This is a genomic window from Ancylobacter dichloromethanicus, assembly GCF_018390645.1.
Classification (GTDB): Bacteria; Pseudomonadota; Alphaproteobacteria; order Rhizobiales; family Xanthobacteraceae; genus Ancylobacter; species Ancylobacter dichloromethanicus.
The window spans coordinates 1-17933 of the sequence record NZ_JAHBGC010000007.1 but is presented as its reverse complement, the minus strand read 5'-3'; the positions used below and the strand labels follow the sequence as shown (position 1 = coordinate 17933).

Sequence of the window (17933 nt, the reverse complement as noted above, 5' to 3'; positions counted from 1 at the left end):
CCTGTCCTCCTTCCTGGATTGCGATGGCTCACGATTTAAAAGGGATGCTTGGTCAGGCGGCCTTCCTGGCCGTCTCGCTCCGTTCGATCACGCCGAGAATGTCGCTCTCCTTCATGATGAGCAGGTCCTCGCCGTCGATCTTCACCTCGGTGCCGGACCACTTGCCGAACAGCACGCGGTCGCCGGCCTTTAGGTCGAGCGGCACCAGCTTGCCGGCCTCGTCGCGCGCGCCGGGCCCGGCGGCGACGACCTCGCCCTCCTGGGGCTTTTCCTTGGCGGTGTCGGGGATGATGATGCCGCCGGCCGTCTTCTCGAGGGCCTCGATGCGGCGCACGACGACACGGTCGTGCAGCGGGCGGAAATGCATGCAGATCCTCCTGGTGCAGGGCAGCGATGTCATGAACTCGGCGGCTGGGCGCACGAGCGGACATCGAGCTAGGAAGGCTGCATTTCTCGTTCAAGAGGGTACGCGAAAATTTTTGTCACTCGGCGTCATTAAGTGACAATGAGCTGAAAACAATAGCGAATATCGAATCGGGGTGACTGGCGAGGAGGTGGCCGAGAAATTTTTAGGGTCCCTCTTGAACGAGATTTTTTCGCTTCCCAGATCGCTTGTCGCCGGGGCCTGAAAGGACCGGCGCATGGCCGCCCGTGGCAAGAGTGCGGGCGGCTTGTACCCATGTTGCTCAGTGGAGGATGTGGCTATGAGACCCTTCGACTTTGCTCCCCTTTATCGTTCCACCGTCGGCTTCGACCGGCTCTTCGATCTCATCGATACTGCGGCGGCGCCGCGCCCGGACTGGCCGCCCTACAATATCGAGAAGACCGGCGAGAACGCCTACCGGATCACCATGGCCGTTGCCGGCTTCCGTCCCGACGAAGTCGAGCTCACGCAGCAGGCAAATACGCTGGTCGTCACGGGCAGGAAGACCGCGGGCGCAAACGACCGCCAGATGCTTCACAAGGGCATCGCCTTCCGCGATTTCACCCAAACCTTCAATCTCGCCGACTATGTGAAGGTGTCCGGAGCGACGCTTCAGGACGGTCTGCTGTCGGTCGATCTTGTCCGCGAGGTGCCGGAACGGCTGAAGCCGCGCCGCATCGAGATCGCTTCCGCCGCCCAGCCGGCCGAGAGCAGCGTCAAGCAGATCGAGCAGGCCAAGGCTGCCTGACCTTTCCCGCAAGAAAAGGCTGTGTCCCGTCTCCCGACACTTCGGCGGGAGACGGGGGCTGTGGAGGATTGGAGATGTTGGACGAAGTGAATGCAGGCGCCGGGGTTCTTCCGCCTGGTGTCCCATGGGGCGAACCGCGGTCGCCGGGAGAGGTTCTGGCCGATCCGACGATGAGCGCCGAGTCAAAGCGTGCACTCCTTGCTTCATGGGCCTCGGACCGGCATGCCGTACCGAACCGGCCGGATCTTCGCCGCCCAGAGGTAGGCGAGATCCTGGTCCTCTCCGACATATTTGAGGCGCTGCAAGCTTTGGACGAGTTGACCGATCTTCCGCAGATATCGCAGGGCCGAAGCTCCCGCCAAACCTCTGACGCGAGCTGTGCTGCTGGCATGTGAGATCAGAGCATGCCGGACCGCAGCTCGCTATGGATGGAGCCCGTGCCCGGCCGCGGGCTGTTCATTGCCGGCGTTGCGCGCGTCTTGCAACCGCCCGCCGTTCTTGTCATGTCACGCGTCCAGCTTTCAACTGCCTGACCTATCCCAATGACGATCGAGACCTCCGAGAGCCGCCCCTTCGAAGCCGATGTTTCCCGCCTGCTGCACATGATGGTGCACTCGGTCTATTCCGACCGGGATGTATTCCTGCGGGAGCTGATCTCCAACGCCGCCGACGCCTGCGAGAAGCTGCGCTACGAGGCGATCGCGGCGCCCGAGTTGCTCGGCGGCGACCCGAGGCTCACCATCACCATTTCCGCCGATCCGGAGGCGGGCACGCTCACCATCGCCGACAACGGCATCGGCATGAGCCATGACGAGCTGATCGAGGCGCTCGGCACCATCGCGCGCTCAGGTACGCGCAGCTTCATGGACCGCATCGTCGGTGCGGAAGGGAAGGAAGGCGCGCAGCTCATCGGCCAGTTCGGCGTCGGCTTCTACTCCGCCTTCATGGTCGCCTCCAACGTCGAGGTGATCAGCCGCCGCGTCGGCAGCGCGGAAGCGTGGCTCTGGTCCTCCGACGGCAAGGGCGCGTTCTCCGTCGCGCCACTCTCGCTGGACGAGGCGCCAGCGCGCGGCACGCGCGTCATGCTTCACCTGATGGACGATGCCAAGTCCTATGCCGAGCGCTGGACACTGGAGCGCATCGTCAAGGAGCAGTCCGGCCATGTGCCGGTGCCGATCACTCTTGTCGAGAAACCGGGCGAGGAAGCGAAGCCGCTCTCGGATGGCGCCGCGCTGTGGACCAAGTCGAAGAGCGACATCGCCGCGCAGGACTATACCGATTTCTATCGCAGCGTTGCCGGGCAGTATGACGAGCCCGCCGCCACCATCCATTTCCGCGCCGAGGGCCGCCACGAATATACCGGCCTCATCTTCGTGCCGGGCGCACGCCCCTTCGACGTGTTCGACGCCGACCGCAAGGGCCGCATCAAGCTCTATGTGAAGCGGGTCTTCATCACCGACGACGCCGAACTCCTGCCGCGCTATCTGCGCTTCGCGCGCGGCATCGTCGACAGCGCCGACCTGCCGCTCAACGTCTCCCGCGAGATGATCCAGGACAGCCCGCTGCTCGGTGCGATCAGGAAGGGCGTTACCAGCCGGGTCATCTCCGAGCTGGTGAGGCTCGCCGAGCAGGACGCCGAGGCCTTCGGCAAGATCTGGGAGAATTTCGGCGCGGTCATCAAGGAAGGCCTCTATGAGGACTTCGAGCGGCGCGAACAGTTGCTCGGCCTCGCCCGCTTCAAGACCACTGCTTCCGGCGAGGGCTGGCGCAGCCTGAAGGACTATGTCGGCGCGCTGAAGGAAAACCAGACGGCGATCTACTACATCGCCGGCGACGACGCCGCCCGCATCGCCACCTCGCCGCATCTGGAAGGTTTTCGTGCCCGCGGCATCGAGGTGCTGCTGCTCGCCGATCCGGTCGACAGCTTCTGGACGTCGAGCGGGCTCGACTACGAGGGCAAGCCGTTCAAGTCGATCACCCAAGGCGCCGCCGATCTCGGGCTGATCCCGCTGCTCGACGCCGGCGCCCAGCCTCCGGCGGAAGCAAGCGTGGAGGTGCAGGCGCTCGTCGCCGCGATGAAGGATGTGCTCGGCGAGGAGATCGCGGATGTGCGTGCCTCCGACCGCCTCACCGACAGCGCGGTCTGCCTTGTCGCCGCCGAGAGCGGCCCGGACCGGCAGTTCGCGCGCCTCCTCGCCGCTTCCGGGCGACTGGGCAGCGCGGCGAAGCCGATCCTGGAGCTGAATCCGAAGCATGCGATGATCGTGGGCCTTGCCGGTAACGGCGACGACGCGGTGCGCGCGGATGTTGCGCACCTGCTGCTCGACACCGCGCGCGTGCTCGACGGCGATCGCCCGAGTGATGCGAAGGCGTTCTCGGAAAGGCTGAGCCGGCTGATTGCCCGCAGCCTCGGCTGACGGGCGACGTAGGCCGGAGGAACGCGTCCGTCCACCGTGACGGAGATGTCAGCTTCGCGCCGCCGGTTTCAGCAGGTCGGACAGGCCGATCCGGTGCGACATCTCGGCGCGCCGGTCGGGCACGGCGAAGCCGACATCGGCGCCGTATTGCGTGGGGTCGATATGCGCCTCGAACCGGTGCCGGCCGAACGGCGCGTCGAAGATGCGCACGATCGCCTCTGCCACGGCGGCGACATCGGCGTCTTCGGGCGCGATCTCGGCGAAGGCCTTCTGTACCTCGTTTCCGAAGCCGGCATAGCGCACGGCCCATAGTCGGCGACCACGGCCGAGTCGGCCGGCGGGGGCTAAATGGTGAGTGCCCTTGGTGAAGGCGCGGGACATCAGCGCCTTTCGCAGATGCGGACTAGCTAGGTCCGACCGGCCCTCGCTCGTTCCGTCGGCGAAGTCCTCCGAGGTGGGGCGGATCTATAGAAGCGAAAGCTGAATCTGTTCCTCGGCCTGACGAGGCGACGCATCCAGCGACGAGACCGTGACGCCGATCAGTCGTATGCCTTTTGCGACCGGGAATAACGGCGCAAGCAAGGAGACGGCGAGGGCCTCGATGTCCGCCGATGCTGAAATCGGCCCGCCGACCGTCCGGCTGCGTCGTGATCTGCTGGAAATCGGCGTATTTCACCTTCAACGTCACGGTCCGGCCGCGGATCCCGTTCGCCTCGCAATAGCGCCAGACCTTGGCAATGAGTGGTACAAGCTCCGCCCGCGCGGCGTCGAGCTCGAAGATATCGGTGGCGAAGGTGTCCTCGGCGCCGATCGACTTGCGCGGGCGGTCGGGCTCGACGGGCCTCTCGTCGATCGCCCGCGCGATCCGATAATACCAGGAGCCGGCTTTCCCGAAATGCTGCTGGAGGAAGGCGAGCGACTTTGCCTTGAGGTCGGCCCCCTCTCGATGCCGAGACGCTGCATCCTGGCCGCCGTCGCCGGACCGACGCCGCGGAACTTCTTGACCGGCAGCGCCTCGACGAAAGCCGGCCCTTGGTGCGGCGTGATTACGAACTGGCCGTTCGGCTTGTTCTGATCGCTGGCCATCTTGGCGAGGAACTTGTTGTAGTAGATGCCGGCAGACGCACTGAGACCGGTCACAGCCTTGATCTTAGCCCGGATCAGCTCGGCGATCGGCGTGGCGACCGGGATACCCTGATGGTTCGACGTAACATCGAGATAGGCCTCGTCGAGCGAGAGCGGCTCGATCAGATCCGTGTGCTCGGCGAAGATTTCCCGGATCTGCGCGGACACCGCTCGGTAGACGTCGAAGCGCGGCGTCACGAAAATCAGCTCGGGGCATTTCCGCTTCGCCGTGACGGAGGGCAGGGCGGAGCGCACGCCGAAGGCGCGCGCCTCGTAGCTGGCCGCGGCAACGACGCCGCGCGCGGCCGAGCCGCCGACAGCGACCGGCTTGCCGCGCAGCTCGGGATAGTCGCGCTGCTCGACCGAGGCATAGAAGGCATCCATGTCGACGTGAATGATCTTGCGGTAGGAGCCCGGCACACCTTGGGTTGGCGGCATCGTCGGCGACGATCTCCGGCTCGGAACCGTCCATGACGGCGTCCCTCGCGTCGCGGGAGGTGACGGCCACACCCTTGCCCGACGTGCTGTCAGGAGCCTGCCTCACAGCAGCGTATCCTCCTTTGGCTTCGCCGGCGGCTCCACGACGACCAGCATGTTGCCGGGAAGCGGCCGCTGGAGGTGCTTCACCTCCTCCCACGATCCAGTGAGCCACAGATCGACTTCTTCCGGCGTCGTGAGGATCGCCGGCATGGCCGCCAAATGGATCGGCTTGACGATCTCATTCGGCGAGGTGGTCAGGAAGCCGTACAGCTCGAACTCGCGCTCGCCGTCTCGAACTTTCTTGACCCCCTTCCACGGCGTCCAGAACCCGGCGAAAAACATCAGCGGCCGATCCGGGTTCTGGGCGAACCAAGCATTCGGAACCCGTCCACCCGGCACCTGGCTTGCCGGATCGGGCTCGGCAAAAGACGTGAACGGCACGACGCACCGGCTGGTCGGGCCGAGCCAGCGCCGCCAATGTGAGGAGTCGACGTTGCGGATGTTGGTGACGACGGGATCGTAGTTTCCCTTGATATAGGCCGGCGGCGTCGGCATGCCCCAAGTGGCGCGCACGATCTCACGCTGGCCATCCTCACCGACGCACACGATGGGCGCGAGCGTGTTCGGATAGACGTCGAGCGATGGGTCGTTCCATCCGGCCTTGTCCTGGAATGCCTTGGTGAACTGCATCACCGCGTCACATCTGGCAGCTCCTCCTAGCGCCACATGCCACGCATCCGGGCGCCGACATCGACCCGGACGTGCCGTGCCTGCGTTCCTCCCGCTTGTCCTGCGGCGACCACCGGCCACGGACGGAATTCGAACAGTTCCAGCAGCTTCCCCGGAATGAAGCGCGTGCGCGAGGCATAGACATGGCGATCGCCGGTCGACGATTGCCCATGGGTGAAGAACCGCTGCGGCACGACAAGCGAGAGACTGTCCTTCGCCCGCGTCATGGCGACGTAGAGCAGGCGGCGCTCCTCCTCGATCTCCTCCGTCGTGCCGACGCCCAGATCCGAGGGGATGCATCCGTCCACCGTGTTCAGCACGAAGACTGATTTCCATTCCTGGCCCTTGGCCGAATGAATGGTCGAGAGGATCAGATAGTCCTCGTCCAGCAGCGGCACGCCAGCCTGCCCGGAGGTCGCGTCGGGAGGATCGAGCGTCAATTCGGTCAGGAACCGTTCGCGCGACGGATACCCGGCCGCGATGTCCTCGAGCTGGAGCAGGTCCGCCTTGCGCATCTCGGCATCTTCATGGATGCGTTTGAGATGCGGCTCATACCAGTTGCGGACCTGGGCGATCTCCGCCGGCCAACCGGCGCCGCGCTCGCGCAGGTCTCCCAGCAAGACGACGAAGCCCGGCCAATCGGCCGCGGCGCGCGGAGGGCAGGGCAGTTCGGTAAGCGCGGCGACGGGATCCGGCCGATCCGCCATGGCATCGAGGACCGTCTGTGCCGATGATGGCCCGACACCCGGCAGAAGCTGCATCACCCGGAAGCCGGCGACGCGGTCGCGCGGGTTCTGCGCGAAACGCAGCGCCGCCAGCATGTCCTTCACATGGGCTGAATCCAGAAAGTTCAGCCCGCCGAATTTGACGAACGGGATGTTGCGGCGGGTCAGTTCGACTTCCAGCGGTCCGCTGTGGTGGCTGGCGCGGAACAGGACGGCCTGTTCCTTCAACCGCATGCCCGCCTCGCGGTTCTTAAGGACCTCCTCCGCCACGAAACGCGCCTGGTCGGCCTCATCGCGCACCGTGACGAGGCAGGGCCGCTCGGCGGATTCGCGCTCGGTCCAGAGGTTCTTGGTGAACCGCTCCCTGGCGAGATCGATCACGCCATTGGCGGCCGCCAGGATCGGCTGCGTCGAGCGGTAGTTGCGATCGAGCGTGATGATCTCCGCCGGAGGGCTGAACTCCTTCGGGAAATCGAGGATGTTGCGGACCGTGGCGGCGCGGAAAGAATAGATCGACTGCGCATCGTCTCCGACGACGGTGAGCCCGCGCCCGCCGGGCTTCAGCGCCGTCAGGATCGAGCCTGAAGCCGATTGGTGTCCTGATATTCGTCGACCAGCACATGATCCCAGCGTCCGCCGATGTCGTCGGCCAGGACCGGATCGGAGACCATCTGCGCCCAGTAGAGCAGGAGGTCGTCGTAATCGAGGACGTTCTGCACCTGCTTGGCCTCGACATAGCCCGCGAACAGCTCGCGCAGCTGCGCCTCCCACACCGCGACCCAGGGATAGTTCGCGCGCAGCACGTCCTGCAGCGGGGCCTCCGCATTGACCGTGCGCGAATAGATCGCCAGGCACGTCCCCTTGGTCGGAAACCGGCTTTCCATCTTTGAGAAGCCGAGCTGATGGCGGACGAGGTTCATCAGGTCCGCGCTGTCTTCCCGGTCGTGAATGGTGAATTGCGGATCGAGACCGATCTGGTCGGCATAGTCGCGCAGCAGCCGCGCGCCGATGCCATGGAAGGTGCCCGCCCAGGCGAGCGCGTCGGTGAGCACGCCAGCCTTGTCTCCCAGCACCAGGGCGCAGATGCGCTCGACGCGGCGCCCCATCTCGGAGGCCGCGCGCCGGGAGAAGGTCATCAGCAGGATCCGACGCGGATCGGCGCCGTTGACGATCAGATGGGCGACCCGATGCGCCAGCGTGTTGGTCTTCCCCGATCCGGCACCGGCGATGATCAGGAGAGGCCCTCCGGCCTTGCCGTCGGCGAGGCCGACGCCATGCTCGACGGCGCTGCGCTGTCGGTCGTTCAACTTTTCCAGATGCGCCGCGCCGCCCATGTCCCCGTCCCCGTATCCGCCTGAGAATCAACCGCCATCCGCGAATACACGGACATTACTCACACTGATCTATCGTCGCCGTCACCGAGGAGTCTTTCGCGAGTCCGATTGACTCAGTCGCCAATTGAGAACAAATAAAGAACATACCAGCGGAGAGACCCCTTGCAAAGCCCCGAGGAGCAGCCTTTTTCGTCATGCCGAAGCCCGTCGTCAGTTCCATCGCCGAGCTTCGCGAGCGCATCCAGCGCCTCGAAGGCGGGGCGGGCCGTGCGCGGAAAGTGCTGCCGTTCGGTCTGCCGCAGATCGACCGGCGCCTTCCGGGAGGAGGGTTGGCGCTCGGCTGCCTGCATGAGGTGGCGGGTGGCGGGAATGGCGCGGTTGATGGCGCCGCGGCGGCCTTGTTCGCCGCCGGCGTCGCGGCGCGCACGCGCGGCAAGGTGCTCTGGTGCGTCACGCGCCAGGATCTGTTCGCACCGGCGCTCGCCCAGGCGGGGCTTCTTCCTGGCCGAGTGATCTTCGTCGAAGCGGGCGACGAGAAGGCGCTGCTCGCCTGCATGGAAGAGGGGCTGCGCCATGGTGGCCTCGGCGCCGTCGTCGGAGAGGTGGCACGGCTGTCGATGACCGCCTCGCGCCGCCTGCAGCTTGCGGCGGAAGGCTCCGGCACCATCGGCATCGCGGTGCGGCGCTGGCGGCGCGCGACGGAGGTCGCGGATTTCGGGCAGCCGACGGCCAGCGTCACGCGCTGGCGCGTCTCGGTCTTGCCCTCCGAGCCCCTTCCGGTCCCGGGCGTCGGACGTCCCCGTTGGCTGCTCGAACTGATCCGGTGTCGCGCCGGAGAAAGCGCGGATTTTGAGGTGGAATCCTGCGATGCACAGGGTCGTATCGCTCTATTTTCCGAGATGGCCGGCGGATCGCCTCAGACGGAAAGCGGGCGACGCCGCGCCTCCAGCTGAAGCGCCGCTCGTCCTCATCGGCCGCGATGGACGGCGCCGCGTCGTGCTCGCCGCAGACCTTGCCGCCCTGCGGGCGGGGTTGCGCGTCGGCATGCCGGCGACGAAGGCGCAGGCCCTGGTCCCCGGCCTCATTGTCCAGGATGCCGATCCTTACGCGGACGCCGAAGGTCTCGAACGCCTGGCACTCTGGGCGCTCCAGCGCATCTCGCCGATCGTCGCCGCCGATCCGCCCGATGGGCTGGTGATCGATTCGACCGGCGCCGACCATCTTCATGGTGGTGAAGTCACCATGCTGACATCGATGGTGCAGCGTTTCGCGGCATCCGGTGTCGAGGCCCGCGCCGCGATTGCCGATAGCTGGGGGGCCGCCCACGCCTGCGCCCGGTTCGCCGGTCGGCCGGCGGTCGTGATTCCGCCCGGTGAGAGCGAGGCCGCGCTGCGCGACCTGCCGATCGCAGCGCTTCGGCTCGATCCCGGCATCGTCGCGGACCTGCACACGCTCGGCTTCGAGCGCATCGGCGAGCTCGCCAGCCAGCCGCGCGCGCCGCTGGCGCTACGCTTCGGGCCGCAGGTCGGCCGCCGCCTCGACCAGGCCATGGGGATTATGGCCGAGCCGATCGATCCTATTCGCGCGCCAGATCTCGTCGAGGTCCGCCGCGCTTTTCCCGAACCCATTGGCGCGGCCGAGACCATCGCCCGCTACACGACCAAGCTCGTCACCGCACTGTGCGAGGAACTGGAAGCCAGGGGGCTTGGCGCCAAGCGGCTCGACCTGTTGTTCCACCGCGTCGACAATACGCGGCAGGCGATACGTGTCGGCACGGCCTTACCCGTGCGCGACGCCCGCCGCCTGAGCCGGCTCCTCTGCGACCAGATCGAGAAGGTCGATCCCGGTTTCGGCATCGAGGTGATGACGCTCGCCGCCACCCTGGCCGAGCCGCTGGCCGCGAAGCAGGCGATCTCGTCGCTCGTGGAAGAGCCGGAAGCCGATGTCTCCGATCTGGTCGATACGCTCGCCAACCGGGTCGGCGAACATAGCCTCTATCGCTTCGCTCCTGTCGCCAGCGACGTCCCGGAACGCTCTGTCGCGCGCGTGCCGGCGCTCGCTCCCGAGGACGAGAGCACCTGGCATGGCGACTGGCCGCGTCCCCCGCGGCTGTTGCCGCGGCCCGAGCCGATCGAGACCATGGCGCTCCTGCCGGACCATCCGCCCGTCTGGTTTACGTGGCGTGGCATCCGCCGGCGCGTGCGCCGGGCGGACGGCCCCGAGCGCCTGTTCGAGGAATGGTGGAAGAGGGACGATGAGCTCAGCGCGGTGCGAGACTATTTTCGCGTCGAGGATGATGGTGGCGAGCGGTTCTGGATCTTTCGGGCCGGCGACGGCGAGGATCCCGAGACCGGGTCGCACCGATGGTATCTGCATGGAATCTTCGGATGACCGGTCCCCGCTACGCCGAGCTCCAGGCGACGTCGCACTTTTCCTTCCTGCGCGGCGCCAGCAGCTGCGAGGAGCTGTTCGAGCAGGCGAAGGCCCTCGGCATCGAGGCGCTCGGCATCGCCGACCGAAATTCGCTGGCCGGCATCGTGCGGGCGTACCAGGCGGCGAAGGATGCCGGCATCCGGCTGGTCGTGGGCTGCCGCCTCGATCTCGTCGATGGCATGTCGGTGCTCGCCTATCCGACCGATCGCGACGCCTATGCCCGGCTTTGCCGGCTGCTTTCGCTCGGGAAGAAGCGTGGCGGCAAGGGGAAATGCCATCTCGAATGGCCCGATCTCGTCGCCTATGGCGACGGTCTGATCGCCGTGTTGGTGCCCGACGAGGCCGACGAGGGCTGCGCGCTCCGGCTTCGCCGGCTGCGCGAGGCCTTTGCCAACCGCGCCTTTCTGGCCTTGTCGCTCCGCCGGCGCCCCAACGATCAGCTTCGCCTGTGGCACCTATCGAACATGGCGGCCGCGGTGCGTGTGCCGACCGTCGTCACCAACGACGTTCTGTTTCATGAACCCGGACGGCGCGTCCTGCAGGATGTCGTTACCGCGATCCGGCACAACGTTACCATCGACGAGCTCGGCTTCCGGCGGGAACGGCACGCCGATCGCCATCTCAAAGACCCCGCAGAGATGCACCGGCTGTTTCCTCGCTATCCGAAGGCGCTGGCCCGCACGATCGAGATCATGGAGCGTTGCCGCTTCTCGCTCGATGAGCTCGCCTACCAATATCCGGAAGAGAAGCTGTTCCCGGAGCTGACGCCGCAGGAGGCGCTGGCGAAGCTGACCTGGGAGGGCGCGGCGCAGCGCTATCCCGAGGGCCTGCCGGGCAAAGTCCGGGGCAACCTCGAGCACGAGCTGCGCCTGATCGAGAAGTTGCAATACGCGCCCTATTTTCTGACGGTCAATTCGATCGTCCGCTTTGCGCGGTCAAAGGGCATTCTCTGTCAGGGCAGGGGCTCGGCGGCCAACAGCGCGGTCTGCTATGTGCTCGGCGTCACCAGCATCGACCCGGACCGTAACGACCTGCTGTTCGAAAGATTCGTGAGCGAGGAACGCCGCGAACCGCCCGATATCGATGTCGATTTCGAGCACGAGCGGCGGGAGGAAGTCATCCAGTGGGTCTACGAGACCTATGGCCGTGACCGGGCCGCGCTCTGCTCCACCGTGATCCGATACAGAGGGAAGGGCGCCATCCGCGATGTCGGCAAGGCACTCGGCCTGCCCGAGGATCTCACCAAGACCTTGTCGAGCCAGGTCTGGGGCTGGTCGGAGGGTGTCGAGCAGAAGCATGCCGAGGGGCTGAATCTGAACATGGGCGACCGCCGGCTGCAGCTGGCGCTGGAGCTCGCCCATCAGCTGGTCGGCACGCCCAGGCACTTGAGCCAGCATCCAGGCGGATTCGTGCTGACACGCGATCGCCTCGACGAGCTGGTGCCGATCGAGCCCGCAGCCATGTTCGGAAGGCAGGTGATCGAATGGGACAAGGACGACATCGACATCCTGAAATTCATGAAAGTCGATGTGCTGGCTTTGGGGATGCTCTCCTGCATGCGCCGAGGCTTCGACCTCCTCGCCGAGCACAAAGGGATCGAACTCGATCTGGCGACGATCCCGCCGGAGGATCCGCGCACCTACGCGATGATCCGCCGCGCCGACACGTTAGGGACGTTTCAAATCGAATCCCGCGCCCAAATGGCCATGCTGCCGCGCATTCGACCGCGCACCTTCTACGATCTCGTCATCGAGGTCGCCATCGTCCGACCCGGGCCGATCCAGGGCGACATGGTCCATCCCTATCTGCGCCGGCGCGAGGGCAAGGAGGATGTCGTCTATCCCAAGCCCGAGCTCGAGGCCGTGCTAGGCAAGACCCTCGGCGTGCCCTTGTTCCAGGAGCAGGCGATGCGCGTGGCGATCGAATGCGCCGGTTTTACGCCCGGCGAGGCCGATCAGCTTCGTCGGGCCATGGCGACGTTCAAACATACGGGTGGGGTGTCGAAGTTCGGCGAGAAGCTCATCGGCGGCATGGTCGCCAATGGCTACGAGCGCGACTTCGCCGAGCGCACCTTCCGGCAGCTTGAGGGTTTCGGCTCCTATGGATTTCCGGAAAGCCACGCCGCCTCCTTCGCCTTGATCGCCTATGCGAGCAGCTGGCTGAAATGCTGGCATCCCGATGTCTTCTGCGCGGCACTGCTGAATGCGCAGCCCATGGGATTCTACGCGCCAGCGCAGATCGTCCGCGACGCACAGGCACACGGCGTCGAGGTCCGACCCGTCTGTGTCAACGCTTCACGTTGGGACTGCACGCTCGAGCCAGGCGATGCCGATGACGGCCGCTTCGCCGTCCGGTTGGGATTGCGCTTGGTCAAGGGGTTCGGCAACGCGGAAGCCGCGCGGCTGGTCGCCTGCCGCGCCGATCGGCCCTTTCTTTCGGTTGACGATCTCTGGCGCCGCGCCGCCATCCCATCCGCCGGCCTGGTCGAGCTTGCCGAGGCCGATGCGTTCCGCCCCGCGCTCGGGCTTGCGCGCCGTGAAGCGCTCTGGGCGATCAAGGCACTGCGCGACGAACCCCTGCCGCTGTTCGCCGCCGCGGCAGCGCGGGACGCTACGCCCGTTCCGGAGCAGCATGAGCCGGTCGTTGCCTTGCGTCCCATGACCGCCGGCGGCGAGGTCGTCGAAGATTACGGGCATGTGGGCCTGACCCTGCGCGATCATCCCATTTCCTTCCTCCGGAAGGATCTCGCCCGCCGGCGCATCATCGCTTGTGCCGAGGCCATGGCCGCCCGCGACAGGCGCTGGGTCGAGGTCGCCGGCCTCGTCCTCGTGCGCCAGCGTCCCGGCTCCGCCAAGGGCGTCATGTTCATCACGTTGGAGGACGAGACCGGCATCGCCAATCTCGTCGTCTGGCAGAAAGTGTTCGAGGCACATCGGCGCATTGTGCTCGGGTCCGGGATGATCAGCGTGCGCGGGCGTATCCAGAGGGAGGGCGAGGTGGTGCATCTCGTCGCCCATCACCTTACCGATCTCTCGGCCGAGCTCGCCAGCGTCGGATCGCGCGAGGTGAGCTTCCCGCTGCCGCATGGGCGTGGGGATGAGTTCCACCACGGTTCGCCGACGCCCGATCCGCGCGGGGTGTCAAAAGGACCGCGGCCGCGCGACATCGCGGATCCCTACGCGCGCGTCGACGAGATCAAGGTGAAGACGCGGGATTTTCGTTAGGGCACATCGGTAGGGCTGTTGGGACGTCCCATTCCTATTGATGCTGACTGGCTTGGCTCCATGGTTAGCTGCTGACTCGGATGCTGCCGTCTCAGGCAGGTGACCTTCACTACCATGCTTGGCTGGACATGATTCCATATATCGAGTAATCTCGAATTATGGAATCAGAGCGAGCCATTCTCGCCTTCGCGGCGCTTGCCCAGCCGACGCGCCTCGACGTGTTCCGGCTGCTGATCGCACGCGAACCGGAAGGGCTGCCGGCCGGCGACATCGCCCGGCATATGACCGTACCGCAGAACACCATGTCGACCCATCTGGCGATCCTGACACGCGCCGGGCTCATCGAAGCCGAGCGGCAAAGCCGGTCGATCATCTACCGAGCCAAGCTCGATGCGGTACGCGAGCTTGCCTTCTACCTCGTCAAGGATTGCTGCGGCGGGCGCCCGGAGATCTGCGCCCCGTTGATCGCCGACCTGTCTCCCTGCTGCACACCCAAAAATGAAGCTACCCAGGAGGCTGTTCATGAGTGACCGTATCTACAATGTCCTCTTCCTTTGCACGGGCAATTCGGCGCGGTCGATCCTCGCCGAGAGCATTCTCAACAAGGATGGCGGCGGCCGCTTCTGTGCCTTCTCTGCCGGCAGCCAACCGAAAGGGACTGTCAATCCGTTCGCGCTGAAGGTGCTGGAGAGCTTCGACTATCCGACCGAGGGCTTCCGCTCGAAGAGCTGGGAGGAGTTCGCGATGCCGGATGCCCCTGTCATGGATTTCGTCTTCACCGTCTGCGACAACGCCGCCGGTGAAGCGTGCCCGGTGTGGCCCGGCCAGCCAATGACGGCCCATTGGGGGATCGAGGATCCCGCTGCGGTCGAAGGCACGGATATCCAGAAGCAAGCCGCCTTTGTCTCCGCCTTCCGCTATCTCAGGAACCGGATTTCGGTCTTCGTGGCCTTGCCGGTCGCGAGCCTCGACAAGGCGTCGCTCAAGGCGAAGCTCGTTGAGATCGGCCAGTCCGAAGGGACAACCTCGCGCCGCCACAGTGCGGCGTGAGGCGAGCCATGGATGTCGTCCTCTATCACAATCCTGACTGCGGCACCTCGCGCAACACGCTGGCGCTGATCCGCAATGCCGGCGTCGAGCCGCATGTCATCGAATATCTGAAGACACCACCGTCGCGCGCGATGCTGCTCCAGCTCATTGCGCGGATGGGGATTTCCACGCGCGGGCTGCTGCGCGAGAAGGGAACGCCCTATGTCGAACTCGGTCTCGGCGATCCCGGCCTGACGGATGACGAGCTTCTCGACGCCATGCTGGCGCATCCGATCCTGATCAACCGGCCGATCGTCGTTTCGCCGGAAGGCGTGAAGCTCTGCCGCCCTTCCGAAGAGGTTCTCGATCTGCTGCCGCCGCAACGGGGCGCGTTCACCAAGGAAGACGGCGAGCGCGTCGTCGACGAGCACGGCCGCCGCGTCGCGACGGCGTAAGGAAAAGCCATGTCCACGTTTGAACGCTATCTCACGCTGTGGGTCGCGCTGTGCATCGTCGCCGGCATCGCGCTCGGGCACATCATGCCCGGCGCGTTTCAGATGATCGGGGCTGCTGAGATCGCCAAGGTCAATCTGCCGGTCGCGGTGCTGATTTGGCTGATGGTTATCCCGATGCTGCTGAAGATCGATTTCGCCGCGCTCGGCGAAGTCGGCCGTCATTGGCGCGGCATCGGCGTCACTGTGTTCATCAATTGGGCGATCAAGCCGTTCTCGATGGCGCTGCTCGGCTGGCTGTTCATCGGCTACCTGTTCCGACCATATCTGCCGGCTGGCCAGATCGACAGCTATATCGCCGGCCTCATCATCCTCGCGGCAGCACCCTGTACCGCGATGGTGTTCGTCTGGTCGAACCTGACCAAGGGCGAGCCGCATTTCACGCTGAGCCAGGTAGCGCTCAACGACGCCATCATGGTCGTGGCCTTTGCGCCGATCGTTGGGCTGCTGCTCGGCCTCTCCGCTATCACCGTGCCATGGGGCACGCTGGTTCTTTCGGTCGTGCTCTACATCGTCATTCCGGTGATCATCGCGCAGCTTCTCCGGCGCCGACTATTGGCGACAGGCGGACAAGCCGCGCTCGACCGGCTGCTGGCAAGGCTTGGCCCGGTTTCGCTCGTCGCGCTGCTGGCGACGTTGGTGCTGCTGTTCGGCTTTCAAGGCGAGCAGATCATCGCGCAGCCATTGGTAATCGCGTTGCTGGCGGTGCCGATCCTGATCCAGGTCTATTTCAACGCTGGACTGGCCTATATCCTAAACCGGATTGCGGGCGAGCAGCATTGCGTCGCCGGTCCCTCGGCGCTGATCGGCGCGTCGAATTTCTTCGAGCTGGCGGTGGCCGCCGCCATCAGCCTGTTCGGCTTTCACTCAGGGGCTGCGCTCGCGACTGTCGTCGGCGTGCTGATCGAGGTGCCGGTGATGCTCACCGTCGTCTGGATCGTGAACCGCTCCAAGGGCTGGTACGAGCGCGGCGACAAAGTCGTGGCGATTGCCGAGGCCCACCGTTGATGCCGGACGATCTGCCCAACGTCGCCGCCGACTGCCTCGACGTGCCAACCATCGACCGGCTGCACGCGACGCCCTCAATGCATCCGCCGCGCATCCTGTTGCTCTACGGATCGCTACGCGAGCGCTCCTACAGCCGGTTCTTGACGCTGGAGGCCGAACGTCTGCTGAAGCACTTCGGTGCGGAGACCCGTATCTTCGATCCGCACGGCCTGCCGCTACCCGACGGCGCGGAGATCGACCATCCGAAGGTGCGAGAACTGCGCGATCTGTCGGCATGGTCCGAGGGTCAGGTCTGGACCAGCCCGGAGCGGCACGGCGCCATGAGCGGGGTGATCAAGGCGCAGATCGACTGGATACCGCTATCGGTTGGCGCGATACGGCCGACGCAGGGCCGGACGCTTGCCGTCATGCAGGTGTCGGGCGGCTCGCAGAGCTTCAACGCGGTCAACCAGCTTCGTGTGCTCGGCCGCTGGATGCGGATGGTGACCATCCCCAACCAGTCTTCCGTCGCCAAGGCTTACGAGGAATTCGACGAGGCGGGCCGCATGAAGCCATCCTCCTATTACGACCGGGTGGTCGACGTGATGGAGGAATTGGTTAAGTTCACGCTGCTGACACGCGATCTCTCCCCCTATCTCACCGACCGCTACAGTGAGCGCAAGGAAGCGGCGGAGAAGCTAGCTACCGCATGAACTTCGGCAATCGCCGTTTCCAACGCTGCCCACGCGGCAAACAATCTTCCCCCTCCAGCAGTCGTCGGCGCCGGCGGACTGCCGGGAGTGAAGCGGCGCGCGGCTTGCAAGTCCCAGCCATCGCTCCATCATCCCCTGCCGGCGCCATCTGCGGGCCTGCACCGATATCGGCCGGCGCGGAAACCGCAACTTGCTTCCGCGCCTTCGTCTTGCGAGGTGACGCTCTCGCTTCGATTGCCGGTGATGACGGGTCATGCAGCCGAAGGGGATCGTCCTGGGTCTGCTCGGTTTCGGGTGTGCTGTCGCCTTCAACCGTAAGGACCGCCAAGACAAGCGGCTCCGTCGGCACCGAATTGGAAGTGGGACTCGACTGGCCTGTGATCTCGAACAGTGCGGAGGCTGCTGCCTGCGGAGATTTCGGGATCGAATCAGCTGCGGGTGTCGGAAGGCTCGCAGCCATATCCCTTGCCGAGATCGTCGACGGTCCGAAGGCTTTTCGCGCGCTGCGCTTGTATTCGACAACAAAAGGCTTCGTCGGGCGTTTCATGGAACCGGTTCAAGTTGGGAGATTTTTCTCCATTAGCACGGGTCAATGACGGCATGAATCCTTATCTTCTCAACCGAGTTCCCGTGAGATCTCGAGTTCGGCGGGCTGCGCGATCGGCTCGGCACGGAGATGCTGGTCTGGCGGGAGCGCCGACCCCGCTGTTGGGTGACGTCGAGCTTCGGGTGTATCGGGCCGATGCTGGCGAGGGCGGAATGGCCTTGGCGCCAGGCCTGGGTGTTTGCGTAGAGCCTGGACCGTGGCTGGGGATCGACGTGAGGGTTCCTGCCGTTGGTGGTGGTCCGTGGTTCTGGCGGGCGCTGGCGCGGCGCCGCCGGCGGAATCGGGCGGAGCGCTGCAATTGTCCATCGCGGTGCGGGGGAGCAGGGGCGTCCTGAGCGGCCATGACGGATACCGGGCGAGGCGTCGGTCCGGTGCGGGTCCTGCTTGGTGGGGGCGAGGGCGGGGCATGGCCTGGAGGGTGTCCCCTTTGGTCGGTGGCTTCGAAG

Annotated in this window: 14 protein-coding genes and 2 pseudogenes; 10 read left to right on the top strand and 6 right to left on the bottom strand. The window is 65.5% G+C overall.

The window, feature by feature from the left end; all coding sequences use genetic code 11:
- Nucleotides 1–52: 52 nt before the first annotated feature.
- Complete coding sequence (gene groES, locus KHC23_RS04290) at nt 53–367, bottom strand: co-chaperone GroES (protein WP_029349471.1); 315 nt, start codon at nt 365–367, stop codon at nt 53–55.
- Between the two features lie 337 nt (nt 368–704).
- Here groES and KHC23_RS04285 point away from each other — a divergent pair, with 337 nt between their 5' ends.
- Together KHC23_RS04285 and htpG are read left to right on the top strand one after the other, a co-directional pair.
- Nucleotides 705–1172, top strand: a complete 468-nt coding sequence (locus KHC23_RS04285; RefSeq protein WP_213370057.1) for an Hsp20 family protein — start codon at nt 705–707, stop codon at nt 1170–1172.
- Between the two features lie 542 nt (nt 1173–1714).
- Nucleotides 1715–3589 (top strand): molecular chaperone HtpG, encoded by a 1875-nt coding sequence (gene htpG / locus KHC23_RS04280; protein ID WP_213369888.1) that lies wholly within the window; start codon nt 1715–1717, stop codon nt 3587–3589.
- A gap of 48 nt (nt 3590–3637) precedes the next feature.
- Here the strand turns inward: htpG and KHC23_RS04275 are convergent, their stop codons facing one another.
- From KHC23_RS04275 to KHC23_RS04260, 4 genes and pseudogenes are all read right to left on the bottom strand, one after another.
- Entirely contained in the window at nt 3638–3970 is a 333-nt protein-coding gene (locus KHC23_RS04275) for a hypothetical protein (protein ID WP_213369886.1), read from the bottom strand.
- An 84-nt stretch (nt 3971–4054) separates the two neighbouring features.
- A pseudogene (dinB, locus tag KHC23_RS04270) lies at nt 4055–5152 on the bottom strand (DNA polymerase IV).
- A 102-nt stretch (nt 5153–5254) separates the two neighbouring features.
- Nucleotides 5255–5884 (bottom strand): SOS response-associated peptidase, encoded by a 630-nt coding sequence (locus KHC23_RS04265; RefSeq protein ID WP_213369884.1) that lies wholly within the window; start codon nt 5882–5884, stop codon nt 5255–5257.
- A 26-nt stretch (nt 5885–5910) separates the two neighbouring features.
- Nucleotides 5911–7982 (bottom strand): annotated as a pseudogene (locus KHC23_RS04260) (ATP-dependent helicase).
- Nucleotides 7983–8176: 194 nt separating this feature from the next.
- Here KHC23_RS04260 and KHC23_RS04255 point away from each other — a divergent pair.
- The 8 genes from KHC23_RS04255 to arsH all read left to right on the top strand — a co-directional run bounded on the left by KHC23_RS04255 (nt 8177) and on the right by arsH (nt 16880).
- The gene (locus KHC23_RS04255; RefSeq protein WP_213369882.1) at nt 8177–8935 is read left to right on the top strand and encodes an ImuA family protein; all 759 of its coding nucleotides are present in this window, start codon (nt 8177–8179) and stop codon (nt 8933–8935) included.
- A complete protein-coding gene (locus KHC23_RS04250; RefSeq protein ID WP_213369880.1) occupies nt 8850–10373 on the top strand; it encodes a Y-family DNA polymerase in 1524 nt (507 codons plus the stop codon). Before KHC23_RS04255 ends, KHC23_RS04250 begins: the two co-directional genes overlap by 86 nt.
- Nucleotides 10370–13639: an error-prone DNA polymerase gene (locus tag KHC23_RS04245; protein WP_213369878.1), complete on the top strand. Its 3270-nt coding sequence runs from the start codon at nt 10370–10372 to the stop codon at nt 13637–13639. The genes KHC23_RS04250 and KHC23_RS04245 overlap by 4 nt, the downstream gene beginning before the upstream one ends.
- 158 nt (nt 13640–13797) lie before the next feature.
- Nucleotides 13798–14169 (top strand): ArsR/SmtB family transcription factor, encoded by a 372-nt coding sequence (locus tag KHC23_RS04240; protein ID WP_213369876.1) that lies wholly within the window; start codon nt 13798–13800, stop codon nt 14167–14169.
- Nucleotides 14162–14689, top strand: a complete 528-nt coding sequence (locus KHC23_RS04235) for an arsenate reductase ArsC (protein WP_213369873.1) — start codon at nt 14162–14164, stop codon at nt 14687–14689. The genes KHC23_RS04240 and KHC23_RS04235 overlap by 8 nt, the downstream gene beginning before the upstream one ends.
- 8 nt (nt 14690–14697) lie before the next feature.
- Nucleotides 14698–15123 (top strand): arsenate reductase (glutaredoxin), encoded by a 426-nt coding sequence (arsC, locus tag KHC23_RS04230; protein WP_213369871.1) that lies wholly within the window; start codon nt 14698–14700, stop codon nt 15121–15123.
- 9 nt (nt 15124–15132) lie between these two features.
- Nucleotides 15133–16188, top strand: a complete 1056-nt coding sequence (gene arsB / locus KHC23_RS04225) for an ACR3 family arsenite efflux transporter (RefSeq protein ID WP_213369869.1) — start codon at nt 15133–15135, stop codon at nt 16186–16188.
- Nucleotides 16188–16880: an arsenical resistance protein ArsH gene (arsH, locus tag KHC23_RS04220; RefSeq protein WP_213369867.1), complete on the top strand. Its 693-nt coding sequence runs from the start codon at nt 16188–16190 to the stop codon at nt 16878–16880. Before arsB ends, arsH begins: the two co-directional genes overlap by 1 nt.
- Here arsH and KHC23_RS04215 read toward each other — a convergent pair.
- Nucleotides 16870–17427: a hypothetical protein gene (locus KHC23_RS04215; RefSeq protein ID WP_213369865.1), complete on the bottom strand. Its 558-nt coding sequence runs from the start codon at nt 17425–17427 to the stop codon at nt 16870–16872. The genes arsH and KHC23_RS04215 overlap by 11 nt on opposite strands.
- Nucleotides 17428–17933 lie beyond the last annotated feature (506 nt).

Excerpts from the sequence above, each read along its gene's own strand:
- groES (WP_029349471.1), bottom strand. The coding sequence starts at position 367 with ATGCATTTCCGCCCGCTGCACGACCGTGTCGTCGTGCGCCGCATCGAG.
- KHC23_RS04285 (WP_213370057.1), top strand. The coding sequence starts at position 705 with ATGAGACCCTTCGACTTTGCTCCCCTTTATCGTTCCACCGTCGGCTTC.
- htpG (WP_213369888.1), top strand. The coding sequence starts at position 1,715 with ATGACGATCGAGACCTCCGAGAGCCGCCCCTTCGAAGCCGATGTTTCC.
- KHC23_RS04275 (WP_213369886.1), bottom strand. The coding sequence starts at position 3,970 with ATGTCCCGCGCCTTCACCAAGGGCACTCACCATTTAGCCCCCGCCGGC.
- KHC23_RS04265 (WP_213369884.1), bottom strand. The coding sequence starts at position 5,884 with ATGCAGTTCACCAAGGCATTCCAGGACAAGGCCGGATGGAACGACCCA.
- KHC23_RS04255 (WP_213369882.1), top strand. The coding sequence starts at position 8,177 with ATGCCGAAGCCCGTCGTCAGTTCCATCGCCGAGCTTCGCGAGCGCATC.
- KHC23_RS04250 (WP_213369880.1), top strand. The coding sequence starts at position 8,850 with ATGCACAGGGTCGTATCGCTCTATTTTCCGAGATGGCCGGCGGATCGC.
- KHC23_RS04245 (WP_213369878.1), top strand. The coding sequence starts at position 10,370 with ATGACCGGTCCCCGCTACGCCGAGCTCCAGGCGACGTCGCACTTTTCC.
- KHC23_RS04240 (WP_213369876.1), top strand. The coding sequence starts at position 13,798 with ATGGAATCAGAGCGAGCCATTCTCGCCTTCGCGGCGCTTGCCCAGCCG.
- KHC23_RS04235 (WP_213369873.1), top strand. The coding sequence starts at position 14,162 with ATGAGTGACCGTATCTACAATGTCCTCTTCCTTTGCACGGGCAATTCG.
- arsC (WP_213369871.1), top strand. The coding sequence starts at position 14,698 with ATGGATGTCGTCCTCTATCACAATCCTGACTGCGGCACCTCGCGCAAC.
- arsB (WP_213369869.1), top strand. The coding sequence starts at position 15,133 with ATGTCCACGTTTGAACGCTATCTCACGCTGTGGGTCGCGCTGTGCATC.
- arsH (WP_213369867.1), top strand. The coding sequence starts at position 16,188 with ATGCCGGACGATCTGCCCAACGTCGCCGCCGACTGCCTCGACGTGCCA.
- KHC23_RS04215 (WP_213369865.1), bottom strand. The coding sequence starts at position 17,427 with ATGAAACGCCCGACGAAGCCTTTTGTTGTCGAATACAAGCGCAGCGCG.